This is a genomic window from Paenibacillus sp. P4_E11 (assembly GCF_056401635.1).
In genome coordinates this window covers 67,845-83,576 of record NZ_JBFUIX010000017.1, presented here as the reverse complement: position 1 = coordinate 83,576, position 15,732 = coordinate 67,845, and the positions used below count along the sequence as shown (strand labels likewise).

The following is a 15,732-nucleotide window of genomic DNA, read 5'->3' as shown; positions in this document are numbered from 1 at the left end:
GTCGGGATTAGATGCCAGTTCTCCGGCTGAAGAACCCGATTTAATTAAAGCATATGGCATAGACGGCAATATTGGTTATGTTCGATCTGCAGACTTGTACGGAGAAATGCCCAAAACTCCTGAGGAGTTATTGGCAAAGCAAAAACAGCGTGCGGCAGAAGGTGGACGCTATATCCCGTTGTATGACGTTGATGGGAAAACCGTTATCGGTAAATTTCATGTCTCACCGGGTACTTCAAAATAACTTCACGTTCATTCAAATAAGGAGACCAAAACTGTCCATACAGTTTCGGTCTCCTTATTTTAGTTTACTGAACATCGTCCTACTCACATCCTCGCACCGCGACTTATGCCATTATGGAACTTTGCTAATTCGGCCCCTCCCTGCAACAGCAGCATGGCGTCCCTTCTCCTTTGCTATCTTTTACTCAAAACAAAGCACAGAAGGGACATTCTTTTGGAACTCAGTAAACAGTGAAACCACCTATAATTGATTGATGTATATTTTTGTGTATGGATCGGCTGTAATTTCAGTTGATAAAAAATAGGCTACCGATTGTCGCCGCTGCAGTCGGAAGCCTATCTTGGCACTTCGAAGGTTGCCTTTTCTTTAGTTCGGCTGGGATTAACAGTTTACCCATATTCAGCTGATCACTCTTTCTTTGCATGAATTCATAATCACCTTCATTATTTTCMCAATTCATGATATAGAAAAGTAAAACAATTCTGAGAATATGACACAATAAAAGTATAAATGGATTCCATGTCTTGGAAGATATTGTCGAAACATTGTGTTTCATTTTTGTAATTTTGTTCCATTAGAACTTTAGCTGAAAATGTATGCAGATAACTATACTGGTTATGTAAGGAAAATAATATATGAAAAGGAGAAATGGGAATGAAACACATTTGGAGGAAAAATGCAGTATACGTCCTAGCAATCGCACTATTATTGACTAGTTTTTCCGGAGTTGCAAGCGCAACAGTCTCCTCCCGAGAAGAAACGGATTATCTCAGTTGTTGGAGAACGAGCTCATCTGGGTACATCTATACTCCGGTTTCATTAACAGCTCGAGTCTTGATCGATGCTGATCAGCCCGCCGGTTTAGATTTTATTACGATGCATCGGGAAGATTTAATAGGCGAAACGCTAAGTCAATATTGGGCATCTTTCCCTAACGCTTCTTTACAGGTTGGGAACTTAAACATCCGTGGAACTACTCAATCACTTCCAAATGTCGGCTCCTATTTGTATGATCCTAATTATCAAGTAGTTGGAAGATATAATTCTACCTATCAAAATTTCGATTTGAGTTATGGCTCAAGTTATGGACAATCACTATTTTTTGTCGTCTCTGGCGGGTATCAAACAAACAATACAGCCACAGTGAACTTCACTTGGTAGAATAGGGAGGTTAAAATATGAAATTTAACAAAGCAAAAAAAATCACATTGCTTGCTGCAGCAATTTGCATTACTGCAGCAGTCACCTCAATATCCGCTCTCGCAACCGATAAGTTTAGTGAACCCTTCTCTATGCTACAAACCAAATTAGTTCAAAATAAGAACTTTGCTAACGATAATATAGTACAAGTTGGGGATTTATTTATTACCAAGAAAAACTTAGAAGATTTCAAAGCTTACAAAGGGCTTGAATTTAATCTTAATAATTCTCAAATCAGTTTAAAAGACAGTGATCTCCTAGAAGAGTTAATTATCGAGAAGTTAATTTTACTAAAAGCACAGGAGTACAACGTAGTAGCCTCGTTGGATGACGGAAAGAAAGAGGCAGCACAAGCCAGAGAAATTCTTTCTAAGCAGCCTCAAGAGGACCAAGCTATGCAAGATCGCTTTATTGCAACTACAGGGCTCACCAAAGATGAGTATTGGAACAATTACGCACCTAAGCAGTATCAGGATCAACGTTCCGCTGTAAATCTTTTGAATAAACTTACAGGCGATGGTGTTTTAACCGTTGGGAAAGATCTAAACGAATTCGGAAAAAAATATAGGGAATACAGAAAAGCGTTGTATCAATCGTCTCTTGAAAGCAAAATCAAAGTAATCGATAAAAATATTACATTGAACAAATAAGTATAAAAAAGTCACCTTCAATCTGATCATGGATCAATGAAGGTGACTTCTTATTTAAAAATCGAAACGATAATCCCAAAAATTACCATTAGCATTATGCAAGTTATGACGAAGTAACCGAATAATCTTAAAGGTTTAGGTAAGTCTTTCATATTTACTTTTTTAAGAGGCCCTTGCCCTTCTATCCGCTGCATTTCAAGTAAATTCTCATCTACATAATTGTTTGGCACTGCATCAATCTCAGTTCTCACCGGTTGTGTCTCGTGTGGTTTTTTATCCATCTTTTTCTCACCTCTAATTCCCATATTTTAAGATATTTACCCCATTCCCCTTCCCTCAAACTTTTCCTGCTGTTCTTCCTCACTCTTTTTTAATTCATGTAGCTTTTTCCGAATAAACTCAGACATTCCAGTTGCCTTCCCTTTTTGAATAGCTTCTTCTATCCAATTCCACGTTTCATCGGGCAATGTTAATTTAATTGGCCTAGTTACTCCAATGACCTTTCGACCAGCTCCCTTCCTGGCTCCACCGCGAAATTCCTTTTTTTCTTGATAACCCAGATAGATCTCTCCCCATTGATTTATATATCCATAATTCAATAATGTTACACTCCAGTTAAATTGTCAATTTGATTATTGTATGCTATAAACAAACTTCTAATTCCACCTTACGATGGTCTCCATTAATCTTGCTATTCGTGGGCGATTGCACAGCAGCCCCAATCCAAACTTTCTCAGTTGAGATGATGTTATGCTTTGCGAATAAAGTTAACTTATTGGCCTGCCCGCACCAAAACAAAGCACAGAAGGGACATTCTGTGCCTTGAATTGGCATAGGTGTAATAACAAAAAGCAGCTCAATTGTCGGATGACATGAACATATATCCATTAATGACAAGAACATATATTCATTGCCGTAAACGCAAAAAAGAAGGCCGCCAACCAGCAACCTTCACAATCGCTATTTGTTAAACTAACGTTCGTCGCCGCTGGGTCAACCTCACAACTAAGCTGGAACGTAGGTCAACCTGATCACCTGCTCGCCAATTCGATCGCTTGCCACGAGGCGCAGCGGCGGCCGCGGACCGGCGAAGAACGGCTTGCCGTGACCCAGCACGACTGGATGGAGATAGAGTCGATACTCATCAACGAGACCGAGCTCCGTTAGACTATGCGCCAACTCCGGCCCGGCAACTTCAATTTCCCCTTCATGCTGAGCCTTCAGCCCACGTATGGCCGCTGCGAGGTCGCCCTCGATCAGAGAAGCATTCGGACCGACGGACTTTAACGTCCTCGACACTACCCACTTCGGTTTGCGTTGCCACGCAGCTGCGTATTCCCGTTCCGGCGAATCCCATTCAAAATGGTCTCCGTCCCAATACCGCATGATCTCGTACATGCGGCGCCCATACAGGCTGCCCGCCAGGCCGCGCACGTCGTCGATGAAATGACGGAATAGCACGGGGTCGGGCTGGAATGCCGTGTGGTCGTGGTCGACGAACCCGTCCAGAGACTGGTTCAATGCGAAAACGATCTTTGCCATGCGACTGACTCACCTCCTTGGTTTTCTCGCACATTCATCATTAGGATTACACGTCCCATATGCAGCCTCCTTTATGTCTACATTTTATCATCCAACAGCATGCCCGGTTTCTCATGGATTGCTAATGTGCACAGTCCTGGCCCGACCGAATACAACTTTAGTTTAACGAAGGATGGTAAATTAAACAATTCTGACCGATCGCTTAATGAATCATCGCTACTCGCAACAGGAATAGATACCACGCCGGCGGGAACAGCGATTGTGAAAGCGGCGCCTAAAACCGTTACCACGGCGGCAAACGGCATGGCGACCGGATTGGTCGTCAGCCTCACCGGAGCTAGCGACCAGCTGTTTATCAACCCGACCAACGACACGACCAAAACGACCGCCTCCAATTTGACGATCACATGCAACTCGACGCAGTGCATGGTTCGGAAGCCGACCACGGGGGGATATGAGCGCTACGGTTCGGTAAATTCTCTGTCGTCCGGCACCTCCTTGTCGGATGGGACGCAAGTGCTCGTCGAAATGCCTTCAGCGAGCGCTGCGGCTATGGGCTTGAACGGGGCCGGCAAGTATACGGGTGCGGTCACGATGGGCAGCACTGGAACGATTAAGCTGTATGTGCCTTCCTACACGCAGCTCAAGGTGGACGGCACTGTCGTCTCGTCTGGCGTAAGCTACAGCTCGGCCACAAAGCTTCTCACCATTAGCAGCCTGTCGGCCGGCGTGCACCAACTCGAAATTTCGCTCTGAAACAGTACCCGGTGCCGGACTTAGTCGTGACAAGAACATAGTTCAGGTACGCCACTTCATTGGGATGAGAACCCTTGGCGTATAGCCCGACGTCTGGCAATTATTATTATTGACTTTATTACCGAGTGACCGATGTTAATTTCCACGGTAGCGTAAATAGAGGAACTGCCCGCATAGTAAGCGGGCAGCAGGTATAATTGGTCCGTCCAGCCTTTTCAGTTATAGGTTAACTTTCCTTTATACGTGATGCGATCTTGCGATTTGATCTCAATTGTACTGCTACCGAGCTTTTTCTTATCCTTATAGGCACTCAAATCAATTAAACTCTCTATTGCCACTTTAGAAAGATCGCTTTCTGCCACAGGATTCCAGTAGATCGTGATGCCTGACTTAACGGTTGTCTCTTGCCCCAACGGTATCACCCTAGAACCCCCCCATGGATTCCATAATAACAGCGTTCCCTCTGAGGTTCGCAAACTAATCTTGTCTGCATCCTTACAAGTAATTGTTATAGGAATGCCCGGCACACTACTCATATTCATGGAGTATTGACCAAGCGGGAAGTCTACATCTGGGCTTACCAATATAGGAGCACCGTCTGCCGCATAAGCAGTGATTACCAACCTTTTATATAGACCACTACTATCTTTATCACCCTTGTGAAAAATCAGCTGTGTTCCAATGGCAAGGAGGAATACAACCAAGCAAGAAGCAACAACCATTGCGACCTTACTCCGAAGTTTACGAGCAACTGTTAGAGAACCATCAGTACTCGAAATGACTTGGCTAATTATCGTGTTTTTGAACTCTTCATCCGCCTTTATTCCGTTCATCTCGTTCACATACTTAGTTCTAATCGTCATCATCCAATCCTCCCATTATCTTTGTTTTCAGTAGCTCCGTTGCACGTTTCAGCTGAGTCCTAATCGTGCTTTCTTTGAGGTTCAAAGTTCGGAAATCTCAGTTGCTTTGTAGCCTTCATAATAATATAAATGGATGACCAATCTATATTTCCGGGGGAGTGTAAGAACAAACGACACGACATCTTTACTTTCTGTATGCTTGTTTGGCAGACCCTCAATAGGTGAGAACCATTTTTTCCACGGACTTCTGATCACGTCTTTGCACGTATTCATCGTCACTCGAATGATCCAAGCCTTTTCATGCTCAGCATCATTAAAGGGACGTTGGTATTTGAAAAGCTTGATATACACTTCCTGGCACACATCCTGTGCGTCGGCTAGGTTTCCGAGGTACGTAAGCGCCAACCGCAGCACCATATCAGCGTATTTGTTCACTAAGATTGCTAATTGTTCATTCTTGCTTATATCGTTGTTTCCCATTGGTACCCTCCTTCCATCCATAACACGTTTAAATTTGGGAAAACGTTTCACTGAACTAAAATAATTATTCGTGCTTCAAAGTAGATGAAAGAATAGACTGCTAAAATTCCGCTGCCGTTATTGAGAATAACTGTTAGTTTCTGCAATTCCTTTGATGCATTTTATCTGCTCCATCTTCATCAATCCATTCTCCTCTTTGCGTGCCTGCAAGGACGATATAAAGAAAAGGAGCATCCAGATGCCTCCCTAACCGGCCGGGGGCGCCGGAAACACGCCGACGGATCCGGACACCCTCCTTATTAGCCCAGTAACAAATCGAAGCTGCCGATTACGCCGGCAGCTTCGTCCTCGTTTATCATTCCACTAACGTTCTTCGTTAGTTTAAGCCGGTTTTAAACCTTCCCTTAAGTCACGTATAAAATTACTAGCGAATTCTTGCATTTCTTTATAGATAGTTTGGGCCTCTGGCAAATAGCATTCACCTTTACCAAGGACATATTCCTCAAAGTAATCTAACGTCTGTTCAAGCGTTTGCCCTCTCGCAGTTCCGGTACATAGTGATTTAACCATTAAGTACGTTTTTCCTCCTTCAATCATATGTGCATCATGAAGAAGTTTTCCTTCCAACGTCTCAGCAACCTCATCTTTTTGCGATTCCCAAGAAATCCTAACAATTTTTTCAATTTTCTCCGTATCTAGTCCTTGCTTCACTAGATACTCCCTGATTAAATCTTCTCTTAAATAAATAAAACCATGGAAATAGCAACCATACATAATTGATTCTAGGTCCGTTATCTCTGGATAAAGCTTAAGTAGTTTCTTTGCTGAAGTAAGCATTCTTCCAATATGACTCAAGTTGTGCATGATGTCTTTTTTTACGTAAAATGGGCTTACAAATTCAAGAAGACTTCCCTCATTAATCATGAGACCACTCCTTAACATTTTGAACCATTATACAGATTATTCCATATAGTAACAACTGATTTTTAATTATTTTTCTGCATTACCCTGTCAGATAGCTTAATAAAAAGTTGTGCACGGCGAATTTTGATTTCTTCGTTGTACACTGTTTTCGAATATACCGCCTACTGTAAACCGCAATGAAAAAACCGTGCGTTATCTATGCAACCAATCGTAGAAATTGCACATTTACTTCTTATAACAACGTACATAAGACAAACTAAAAATGACATATAAATGTCTATAAATGAAGCTGCGAGTGAGGAGAGTATTTGATGTTTAAACCACATCCCAATAGTACCGCAATTGTAATCACAGACCCGCAAAATGACTTTATGAGTCCTGGGGGAAGAGGCTATCATCTGACTAAAGGAACTATTGAACGAAACAATACTATACAAAACCTTGAACTATTAATGAGAACTGCCATGAATAAGGGATACCAAATTTTCATATCGCCCCATTATTTATACCCTCATGATTATGGCTGGCAATTTACAGGAAATGAACAAAAGATGCTTTTAGGTCTTAGAATGTATCATGTGGCAAATGCGTACACACCACCGTCATTTGGAGCTGATTTTGTTCATTCTTTCAAACCTTATATTTTTGATAGAAGAACCGTCATAGCAACTCCTCACAAGGTTGCCAGCCCACAAACAAATGACTTGGAATATCAGTTGCGACAACATAGAAAAGAGAAGATAATTATTGCAGGGGTGCTTTCCAACGTTTGTGTAGAGTCCCATATGAGGCATCTAATCGAAACTGGTTTTGAAACAGCTGTTGTATACGATGCCACGGCAACAATTAGTGAAGAGGATTTTCAAGCTGCCGTTACGAATTACAAAGCTTTTGCCAGTGCTACTTGGACAACACAGGAAGCTATTTCACACTTATAAAACCTTGACTGCTTTGCAGTATCCCCAACGTTTATCCCTAGTACAACCCTGAACAGTTCCACAAGTTGATTGCTTTTTAGAAAACGTGGGCATAATTCGTCGAACCTCCTCTAATCTGTTAGGAGGGGTTAATCGCATATGAACTGTGACGCATAGGAGAGCACTTTTTTCAAAGTGTCCCTTCTACGCGTCACAGTTCAGCTTAAAAAGTTGATCCCTTTTATACGATCGTTTCGTATTGTTATCGAATTTGTTTTTTAATATATCGCCTACACGAAACCAAAAAGAAATTTACCTTTCGGTTCGCTGTTTATTACACTAATTATCCATGAAAAAAGCCACATTCGATAAGTGGCTGCGAGGGATTTATATTCAACTATCGTGCCCGTTAGTTTAATCTCTTTTCCAGTCATACTCCATAATATTTGCGGCTTTTATAGCTCTATCTTCGCCCAGTATTTTTTCTACAACATACAGTGCAGCATCCATGCCAGCGGATACTCCAGCGGATAATACAATTTTCCCATTATCGACATAGCGAGCTTCTTCAAATATTTCAGTAGAAGTAGGTACAACATTCCTTAATTCATTGATAGCCAAACGATTTGTTGTAACCTTTAAACCATCTAATAATTTGGCTTTTGCTAAAATTAAGGCTCCAGTACAGACAGACAGGATGATTTCTACATCATTTGATGCTTCTCGAATCCAGCTCGTAATCGTTTCATTGTTCATTTCTTTTCTTGAACCCCAACCTCCAGGAATCACCAATATATCAGGTTTAGGACAGTTAGCGATAGTATAAGCTGGATTAATGCTTAGACCTCCCAATGTTTTTATCGAACTGTCATTTTCCGCCACAGTGTAAACTTTGAAATCTTGGCCTCTATTACTTCCTGCAATAAAAACTTCAAATGGTCCTGCAAAATCCMAAGGTTCAACCTGTTCAAAAATTAATATTGCTACATTTCTTGCTTGCCRTGCCTGTTCCATATCATCATCTCCCATAAAATAAATAAAAGCATTCGGTCTAAGACCAAATACTCTGCCCAGGCGTACGGCATATGAATTATGTGCTCCCTCGTGGTTCTCCACGTTTACGCCAGTCGCACATACCAAATATATACTTCATTATAGTCTGAAAATTTATACTTAAGCAAGCATTTGTTGCGTTATCCTGCCCGTTCGTTTAACGGTCTTTGCAGCTCACATTTGTTACTTCTATCCGATAATGTCCAAAAATTGATGATCTCTACTGTCCAAAGGTTGCCGGGAAACGTGGCCGATCCGAATATTAGAGTGGGAAAGCCGGTGAACCGGCTTTCCCACTCTAATATTGTTTAAACGAAGCAGATCTGATAGGTGTCCGTCTTCCTCAAGTTGAACCGTGCTTCTCTCATAATGACATACCACTCGCGATCAAGCTCGATTCGGCAAGGAATGCCACGATCCCCGATGCGCAGCTCAAAGCATTCTCCACAATGAACGACGAACGAGCCACCACTACATTAACAATTGGAATGACAAGTTAAAGCCTTATTCCGATCATCCGGAAATTAATAAAGTACTTGAGCATATCCACAATCATTATTGGAGCAACATTACTCTGAAATCACTGGCCAAACAGGTATCGATGAACGAAGAATATTTAAGCCGATTGTTCAAACGAAAAATCGGTCAAACACTCATTCATTATTTGCAACAGTTGCGGGTCAACCACGCCAAAGTGTACTTAGAACAACCCGATTTACCTATCGGCATAATCGGTGAGCAGGTGGGATTTGCCAATCAGAGCTATTTCTTTGAAGTATTCAAACGTTGGATGAATACAACTCCGAGCGAATATCGCGAGACCCGATGCGCAGCGCATTCGGCAGTTCCCCCTCCCCTCGGATCTAAGTAAAATAGAGCCTGAAGATGTAATAGCGGGATGGAAAAAGTCCATGAAACGGCATTCAGGTGTGCGTAGGGCTCATTTAAGGATGAAATCCTGCGAATACACGAGCTTACGTGTGGAAATCAATAGCCCTCTACTCCCGCTATATCTGATGAACTAATTTCTAAAATCTTGTCAAAAAACAATTCGTAGCAATCTGCAAACTGTTTTGGGCTTAATTGAACCGTGATTTTTATCGACATAATCCATCATGATTTGAGACCAGCGCCTTTTGCCACATTTTACAAGAATGTCTATAATACTAGTATCTCGCGAGAAATAGGTTAGGTACATGTAGCGGTGACCATGGTTTTCATGCATTCATTTAGTTACTCATGGCCGGACCGTTGTCAAGGGAGACGTCCCGCTCGCACGAGGTCGGCTATTCAGAGGAGGCGACCGTAGTGAATACGATCTGGTCCATTCGAACCGGAATTCGGGATTTCCTTGAGGCCATCTATCGAACTTGCCAATCATGGATTGTGAAATATCCGTTTCTTAAAACGGCGTATACGATTTTTTCCTGGTTGTCGCTAATCATGTTTGTTCTAAGCTTGTTTTTCGTTAAAGAATCGCGTACCATGATGGTTCAATATTTATGGTCGTTTTATGTGCTGCTGCAATTTTGGTTTCTGTGCCGGAGCAAAACGATGCCGTGGAAGCCAATCGTGCTGTTCGTTCTGGCAGGCGTTTTTCTTGTCGTACCGTTCACGACGCTTACAGTCAATTCTCTCCACGTGCTTTTCAGCGGAAAAACATCCGACACTTGGTCCATTGCCATTATTACGCCAATTTTCGAAGAAATGTGGAAGCTCCTTCCGCTAGGCATATTTCTGTTGTTCTCACGTCGAGCTTCCGCTTTGAGTTTAAGCGATTACACGCTTATCGGTGCGGCGACCGGCGTCGGCTTCCAACTGATGGAGGAGCTTTCCCGAAGGTGGCTAAGTTCCGGCATTCTTGCGAAAAAGTTCGGCTACAGTTTTACAATGCTTGGCGGCGAAACGATCCATTGGGACTTTTTCTCGCTGTTTCCCGGGCGTTTCGAAGAAAGTCTGTTTCCGACGCTAATGACCGTCAGTCATCCCGTACATACCGCCATGATCGCGCTCGCATGCGGAATTGCCTATCGGCTGCGCACAAGACTGACGAAATGGGTTTTTCTGTTCCCGGCAATCCTGTTGCTTTGGTCCATCCTGGATCACGCGGTATATAACGGCCAACACAAGCTGCCGGGTTGGGTGTTCCGGCTTCATGATTGGACCGGCAGCGGTTATAAAACTCAGCCGGCATTTCTTCTGATGCTGGCCGCTTCGCTCATTGCCGATTACTGGTCGCTGAATAAAATACGAAACCGCCTTCCGTCGCTGCCGAACGAGCCGTTTCTTAATCCGTTTATCGAGCTGTTGAATATGACCCGCTCTTTTTGTCTGGATCGGGGAAAATTCATCTATTGGCTCGGCTTTTACAGGGAGCGCAGGGAATTGGGATTTCATTTGCTCTACGGGAACGAGGAAGCGTCCACCCGGCAGGAGCCTATCCGCAAGCGGTTGGAAGTTCTTACCCGGGCGCTGACCGGACTCGCAGTGATTCTGCTTGTTGCCGGACTGATCGCAGGCATCGGGGCTCATGCGGGCGGAGGGGAAACGGCATGTTTCGCCTGCATGTTCGATTCGCTGCAAAATTGGTGGGATCGGCTGGAATGGTATGAACAAGGCGCGATCGTGCTCGGGGCCCTTGCCCTGTCACTGCTGTTCGTCGGATTTTGGCCGGCTTTGGGCATCGCGATGACAGCGGCGGGCATCGCCGGGAGCGGACATGAGATAGCCGGTTATATCCGCGATCCGAAAAAGCTGCTGACTCCCGAAAACATGCTTTCCGTGATGATAGGTATTGTCCTTAGCCGAATTCCGTTTGGCAGAGCGCTAAAATGGGCGGGGAAGAAAGGCCGCCGTTATGGGCGCAAGCTTCTGGATAAGCTCGGTTCTCGGAAGCCGGGAGGTCTTAAAACCGAAGAGGTTATTGCTCCACAGAGCGGTAAAGCCATTAAGGTTTATACGGATGGAAATACGATCATACCAGTGGATAAAATCGAGAAATATTTGAGAGGCAAGGTCAACGTTAATATTCAAGAAGTGAAACAAGAGCTTCGAGAGTTAAAGCAATTGAAACAGACCCAAAGAAAGGTATTTGATGCGGACCCTCAAAATGCCAAACGCATTAAAGAACTTGAAAAAATGAAGCATAATTTTGACCGTTCGGATGATATGAGACAAAAACTCGAGTCGATAGGACTTAGTGATACAATAGAGAATAACCAGACCATTGCCAAACATTTATTAGAAGTGGGTAAACAGATCAACCCCAACAATACGTTGGATTTCCCAAGCGTACTAGAAGGTAAAACTGGAAAACTCAAGGTATTAACAACATGGAAGCTGGTTGATGGACAACCCTATTTAGCAACGATCAAGTTAATCCCTACATCAATTTAGTTATGGAGGTGCAGTATGGAAGACAATAAGCAACTAGAGAAAGCCACAGCCCTGGACAGAATTGTTAATTATGAGACGTATATTTCCAGTATGAATCATGACCAATTAATTGCGATTGTAAACCGATTAGAAGATTATGAAGAAGTCGCTACTGCTTTAACCGAACTATCAGTAAGGGATAAAGAACAAGCTACCCTTTTCTGCTCCAAGATACTGGAAGAAAACTTGGGGGATGAATTTCTCCAAGCGGTTGCGTTTAATTTGCTTTATGAAGGCGACCATGAAAAAGCTGTGGAGATCGTTAACAAAAATGTATTAAGTGCTCCCGCGGCATTATTAGGGGCAATCATGGACAACCTCTCCACGGATAGTTTACAACCTTTTGGAAAGTCACTTTCATCCGAGTTTCTAAATTCAATTGTAGACAGGTATTTAGCATTGAGTGATGCCGACAAGAAACGTATTCTTGAGAATTATGAGTGGTTTCAGGAATCTTATAAAGACAAGCTCCTCTAGCATTAACGCATCACTGACAAATAAGCTCGTTCCTTCTAAACTCCTGGCACGGCTTGTGGAAGAGCGAGAACTGAGTTCTTCTATTCGACGTCTACCATGCGACATACGTGGAATAAGAGAACTCAGTTCTTCTATTGTGTACAACGTCTTACTTCACTCCTTCCTATATTGTCTTAAGATTGTTCCAGGCGTACGCCACTTCGATCAGCGTATCATGTCCAATCATTATTTCCTTCCTCGCCACTGGCTCACCGCCCAACTTCCTGTAGAAGGCTGCGGACGGATTCGACTCGAGTACCCATATCATCATCGATGTATAGCCATTCTTGGTCAAAGCAGAAACGACCTCCCCCATAAGCCGCTTGCCAATACCTTGACCTTGGTAACGCTCATTTATGTAAATGGAGTACAGCTCTCCCTCGTAGCCATACTCTTCAGATAGGCACTTGCCCCCATTAGCAAAGGCTATGACCGTTCCACCGTCGTCTACAGCAACCCACACCGTCTCATCCTGGTTAGGATTACGAAACCCCCACACCCAGTTTTTCTCGCGATTCTCCACTTTCAAGTCGGCCAAATACTCGGAGGAGATAATACCCTTATACGTGCTTCTCCAGCTGTCTACATGGACTTGTGCAATCGCAGATGCATCTGCGATGTTCGCTTGCCTAATACTTATGTTCATGAGACCGTTCCCTTCTGTGAATATAGAAAAGCGCCAAAGGAATAATTAATCCATTGGCGCATCGTTTACTCAAACACTTGCGTCTCAGACAACTCAATGCCCGTTAATACCTTCGAGTGATCAGACAATTGATAGGTCCCATCCCGCAGGGTGAATATTTCAATCTTCTCTTCAAAGGGAGTTACGATCCAGTACTCCATCACGCCGTACTGCTCGTACAACTCATACTTCTCCACACGATCCCGGTCCGTATTCTTTCTTCCCGGTGAAACAATCTCGACAATGAGATCAGGCGCTCCATAAATGCCCTAGGATTGCACCATATCCAGACGATGCGAGGTTACGAAGCATAGATCAGCTAGGCGAAAATCCTTACGCATAACGTCTCCGTGCAAATAAATCGCCGCATTCGAAGGAAACACTTTGCCTAATTGGTTACCTCTAACAAAGTTACCTACGATTCTCATCATATTACTCAATATCGCTTCGTGGACCATGTTGCATGAAGGCATCATCAACTTCTCGCCATTCCAAATCTCATAGCGTTCGTCCGACTCCAACTCGTACAACATCGGATATCACCTCACGCCATAAATATAGCACGAAATCGGCAATTGTAGACACTGGATCAAATTTTCAAATTCTTCCAACCGATTTACTGTTTCACCGCTCCGACCAATTGCCCATGTATGAAAATCCGCAGTAGGAAAACCTAATCATGAATGCCCAGCTCCTCCAGCTTAATCGAGTAAAGCTGGGTCCCAACGCCAAAATACAGCGTACGATCAGGTGTAATCACAGCCTTATCCACCGTTCCAGGCAGTGCCGCCCGTACCTCGTAGGATCCGCTCTCCATATCGAGCACCAAGAGCTGGGATTCGCCGAAGACGATCAGCTCCCGCTCACTCACCGCGCACAGCCCGTAAGCGCGCTGACCAAGGGAGATCGTCTCGCTGAAGCTCATCGCAGACCGCGAGAAGACGCGCAGGTCATTATCCTGCACGAGCCAGATGCGTCCTCCGGCCGCACACAGCTTGCCGGGGTTCGCCTCCAACGGAAGCGTCTCGCTATATACGAGCGCGCCGTCCGTTGTCACGACACCGAAGTGACAGGGCTCCTCCTGTTGAGGCAGGCCGTTACCGCCACGGCTGGTCACGAAGTAGATGTACTGCTCATCTGCAGCAACACTGGACACTTGCTGCTCGGCAAGCGGATTCGAATATTGGGTCAGCTCCAACGTATTCGTGTCGAGGCGGGTCAATCCGCCGCCATAGACACCATACTTCGCGGCCCATCCGGTCCAGATCGCACCATCAGGCCCGATTATGCTGCGGCCAAGTGGCCGTATCCAATCGGGACCTACCGATTGCAGCGTTCGGGGATTCACATTGCCGATCTGATCCCACGGCTGCGAAGGATCGTATACCATATGGTCCCCGCCTGCATAGGCGGTCAGAAATAGCCGTCCGTTCACATGGCGTAGCCCATAAACTTCTCCACCAGCGTTACATACGACTGATGAATTCCAGTAGCTGCCATCGCGCGGATCGTAGGAAAAAATCGTCTGGCCGAAACCGCTCGAGCCCCAGATTCGTCCGTCTGAATCTGTCTCCAAGCCGAAAATATGGGTAGCCGGCGCTTCCGTTGGAATTCGCTTGAGCTGTGGACAATCACTCGAATCTGCCGCGATGAAGTAGTCCTGGCCGCGTACCCCGCCGTAACGCCCGTCGTCAAGCCTTACAGCACTAGCAGTAAGCCCTCCGCCCAGCGAAATCTCCACAACGGTTGACGAAGTCGAGATCGGAGTAGCATCAAGCAGTTCGAATGTGGTGGAATCGTAGTAATCGGTCTGCTCACCGAGCTTGACACAGATGAATTGTTCATTCACTTCGACAAGAGTAGCGAAGCCAGCAGGCCGGGCGAATGTCTTCAGCTCGCCAGTCTCGATGTTCCAGGCGGAGACGAACGAATCCTCCAGCCCGCCGGATATAATAATATGTCCGGGTACCGAACCGACATACCGACTGTACATGTTCTTCAGATTGTCTGACATGCGACCGACATTCTCAAGCACATGACGTTCGGGATCATACCGCAGCAACACACAACCAGGATACGTTCCGCCATATAGCATGCCGTCCGACCCTTTGGTGAAGTTCCAGACGTACGTCTCATTCTCATCCCGTAGCGGCTTCGCCCAAGTTCTGGTACGCAAATCCAGGCTATGTACATAGCCGAAGCCCGGGCAAGTACCAACGATCAGCTTCTCGTCGTTCCAGTTGTACAACGCCCATGCACCGCTATCACCGGGCAGCAAGATCGATTCGCCCTCCCCGGTCTCCACGTCGATCAGGACAATATCTCCTGTCGCATGTGCAGCGAAATTCGCCAGTACTAGCTTCTCCCGGCCATCCTTCGGATCACGAAGCCTTGTCCGGCCCAATATACAGAAGTTGCGGCAAGGTTGTGCCACCGCTTCCGGCTGCAACAAAGAATTCACGTTCAT

The 15,732-nt window shown here is 44.8% G+C and carries 16 protein-coding genes, 3 pseudogenes and 1 riboswitch; of the genes and pseudogenes, 8 read left to right on the top strand and 11 right to left on the bottom strand.

What is annotated here, in order from left to right:
* From AC1DWB_RS09655 to AC1DWB_RS09645, 3 genes and pseudogenes are all read left to right on the top strand, one after another.
* Positions 1-244: pseudogene (locus AC1DWB_RS09655) on the top strand (peptidase M56 BlaR1); the annotation flags it as partial.
* A 654-nt stretch (positions 245-898) separates the two neighbouring features.
* A complete protein-coding gene (locus AC1DWB_RS09650; protein ID WP_477540837.1) occupies positions 899-1,405 on the top strand; it encodes a hypothetical protein in 507 nt (168 codons plus the stop codon).
* A gap of 17 nt (positions 1,406-1,422) precedes the next feature.
* The gene (locus tag AC1DWB_RS09645; RefSeq protein WP_477540836.1) at positions 1,423-2,094 is read left to right on the top strand and encodes a hypothetical protein; all 672 of its coding nucleotides are present in this window, start codon (positions 1,423-1,425) and stop codon (positions 2,092-2,094) included.
* Between the two features lie 50 nt (positions 2,095-2,144).
* Here AC1DWB_RS09645 and AC1DWB_RS09640 read toward each other — a convergent pair whose 3' ends face one another.
* The 3 genes from AC1DWB_RS09640 to AC1DWB_RS09630 all read right to left on the bottom strand — a co-directional run bounded on the left by AC1DWB_RS09640 (position 2,145) and on the right by AC1DWB_RS09630 (position 3,636).
* On the bottom strand, positions 2,145-2,375 hold the full coding sequence (locus AC1DWB_RS09640) for a hypothetical protein (protein ID WP_477540835.1): 231 nt from the start codon (positions 2,373-2,375) through the stop codon (positions 2,145-2,147).
* Between the two features lie 36 nt (positions 2,376-2,411).
* On the bottom strand, positions 2,412-2,693 hold the full coding sequence (locus tag AC1DWB_RS09635; RefSeq protein ID WP_477540834.1) for a hypothetical protein: 282 nt from the start codon (positions 2,691-2,693) through the stop codon (positions 2,412-2,414).
* Between the two features lie 406 nt (positions 2,694-3,099).
* Positions 3,100-3,636, bottom strand: coding sequence for a dihydrofolate reductase family protein (locus AC1DWB_RS09630; RefSeq protein ID WP_477540833.1), 537 nt, complete (start codon positions 3,634-3,636; stop codon positions 3,100-3,102).
* 126 nt (positions 3,637-3,762) lie between these two features.
* Here AC1DWB_RS09630 and AC1DWB_RS09625 point away from each other — a divergent pair, with 126 nt between their 5' ends.
* Positions 3,763-4,392 (top strand): hypothetical protein, encoded by a 630-nt coding sequence (locus tag AC1DWB_RS09625; protein ID WP_477540832.1) that lies wholly within the window; start codon positions 3,763-3,765, stop codon positions 4,390-4,392.
* 215 nt (positions 4,393-4,607) lie between these two features.
* Here the strand turns inward: AC1DWB_RS09625 and AC1DWB_RS09620 are convergent, their stop codons facing one another.
* From AC1DWB_RS09620 to AC1DWB_RS09610, 3 genes are all read right to left on the bottom strand, one after another.
* A complete protein-coding gene (locus tag AC1DWB_RS09620) occupies positions 4,608-5,258 on the bottom strand; it encodes a hypothetical protein (protein WP_477540831.1) in 651 nt (216 codons plus the stop codon).
* A 78-nt stretch (positions 5,259-5,336) separates the two neighbouring features.
* On the bottom strand, positions 5,337-5,735 hold the full coding sequence (locus tag AC1DWB_RS09615) for an RNA polymerase sigma factor (protein ID WP_477540830.1): 399 nt from the start codon (positions 5,733-5,735) through the stop codon (positions 5,337-5,339).
* A gap of 381 nt (positions 5,736-6,116) precedes the next feature.
* Entirely contained in the window at positions 6,117-6,659 is a 543-nt protein-coding gene (locus tag AC1DWB_RS09610) for a hypothetical protein (protein ID WP_477540829.1), read from the bottom strand.
* A gap of 311 nt (positions 6,660-6,970) precedes the next feature.
* Here AC1DWB_RS09610 and AC1DWB_RS09605 point away from each other — a divergent pair, with 311 nt between their 5' ends.
* Positions 6,971-7,597, top strand: coding sequence for a cysteine hydrolase family protein (locus tag AC1DWB_RS09605; protein ID WP_477540828.1), 627 nt, complete (start codon positions 6,971-6,973; stop codon positions 7,595-7,597).
* A gap of 393 nt (positions 7,598-7,990) precedes the next feature.
* On the opposite strand, the gene AC1DWB_RS09600 is transcribed toward AC1DWB_RS09605, so the two are convergent.
* Entirely contained in the window at positions 7,991-8,590 is a 600-nt protein-coding gene (locus tag AC1DWB_RS09600; protein ID WP_477540827.1) for a DJ-1/PfpI family protein, read from the bottom strand.
* 47 nt (positions 8,591-8,637) lie between these two features.
* Positions 8,638-8,717, bottom strand: a riboswitch (ZMP/ZTP riboswitch).
* Between the two features lie 220 nt (positions 8,718-8,937).
* Positions 8,938-9,072: pseudogene (locus AC1DWB_RS09595) on the bottom strand (DUF5348 domain-containing protein); the annotation flags it as partial.
* Between AC1DWB_RS09595 and AC1DWB_RS09590 the strand changes: the two are divergent.
* The 3 genes from AC1DWB_RS09590 (at position 9,069) to AC1DWB_RS09580 (ending at position 12,541) form a co-directional block, all read left to right on the top strand.
* Positions 9,069-9,500, top strand: coding sequence for a helix-turn-helix transcriptional regulator (locus AC1DWB_RS09590; RefSeq protein ID WP_477540841.1), 432 nt, complete (start codon positions 9,069-9,071; stop codon positions 9,498-9,500). The pseudogene AC1DWB_RS09595 and the gene AC1DWB_RS09590 sit on opposite strands and share 4 nt — an antisense overlap.
* A gap of 437 nt (positions 9,501-9,937) precedes the next feature.
* A complete protein-coding gene (locus AC1DWB_RS09585; RefSeq protein WP_477540826.1) occupies positions 9,938-12,025 on the top strand; it encodes a PrsW family glutamic-type intramembrane protease in 2,088 nt (695 codons plus the stop codon).
* 15 nt (positions 12,026-12,040) lie between these two features.
* Positions 12,041-12,541 (top strand): hypothetical protein, encoded by a 501-nt coding sequence (locus tag AC1DWB_RS09580; RefSeq protein WP_477540825.1) that lies wholly within the window; start codon positions 12,041-12,043, stop codon positions 12,539-12,541.
* Between the two features lie 163 nt (positions 12,542-12,704).
* Here AC1DWB_RS09580 and AC1DWB_RS09575 read toward each other — a convergent pair whose 3' ends face one another.
* The 3 genes and pseudogenes from AC1DWB_RS09575 to AC1DWB_RS09565 form a co-directional block, all read right to left on the bottom strand.
* A complete protein-coding gene (locus tag AC1DWB_RS09575) occupies positions 12,705-13,226 on the bottom strand; it encodes an N-acetyltransferase family protein (RefSeq protein ID WP_477540824.1) in 522 nt (173 codons plus the stop codon).
* 65 nt (positions 13,227-13,291) lie between these two features.
* Positions 13,292-13,798, bottom strand: a pseudogene (locus AC1DWB_RS09570) (Uma2 family endonuclease).
* A gap of 140 nt (positions 13,799-13,938) precedes the next feature.
* Positions 13,939-15,732 carry a hypothetical protein gene (locus AC1DWB_RS09565; RefSeq protein WP_477540823.1) on the bottom strand — a complete coding sequence of 598 codons (1,794 nt, stop codon included), beginning with the start codon at positions 15,730-15,732 and terminating at the stop codon, positions 13,939-13,941.

Bases quoted from the DNA above. Each gene is read 5' to 3' on its own strand.
- AC1DWB_RS09620 (WP_477540831.1), bottom strand. From the start codon at position 5,258: ATGATGACGATTAGAACTAAGTATGTGAACGAGATGAACGGAATAAAG.
- AC1DWB_RS09610 (WP_477540829.1), bottom strand. From the start codon at position 6,659: ATGATTAATGAGGGAAGTCTTCTTGAATTTGTAAGCCCATTTTACGTA.
- AC1DWB_RS09580 (WP_477540825.1), top strand. From the start codon at position 12,041: ATGGAAGACAATAAGCAACTAGAGAAAGCCACAGCCCTGGACAGAATT.
- AC1DWB_RS09630 (WP_477540833.1), bottom strand. From the start codon at position 3,636: ATGGCAAAGATCGTTTTCGCATTGAACCAGTCTCTGGACGGGTTCGTC.
- AC1DWB_RS09650 (WP_477540837.1), top strand. From the start codon at position 899: ATGAAACACATTTGGAGGAAAAATGCAGTATACGTCCTAGCAATCGCA.
- AC1DWB_RS09645 (WP_477540836.1), top strand. From the start codon at position 1,423: ATGAAATTTAACAAAGCAAAAAAAATCACATTGCTTGCTGCAGCAATT.
- AC1DWB_RS09605 (WP_477540828.1), top strand. From the start codon at position 6,971: ATGTTTAAACCACATCCCAATAGTACCGCAATTGTAATCACAGACCCG.
- AC1DWB_RS09615 (WP_477540830.1), bottom strand. From the start codon at position 5,735: ATGGGAAACAACGATATAAGCAAGAATGAACAATTAGCAATCTTAGTG.
- AC1DWB_RS09575 (WP_477540824.1), bottom strand. From the start codon at position 13,226: ATGAACATAAGTATTAGGCAAGCGAACATCGCAGATGCATCTGCGATT.
- AC1DWB_RS09565 (WP_477540823.1), bottom strand. From the start codon at position 15,732: ATGAACGTGAATTCTTTGTTGCAGCCGGAAGCGGTGGCACAACCTTGC.
- AC1DWB_RS09640 (WP_477540835.1), bottom strand. From the start codon at position 2,375: ATGGATAAAAAACCACACGAGACACAACCGGTGAGAACTGAGATTGAT.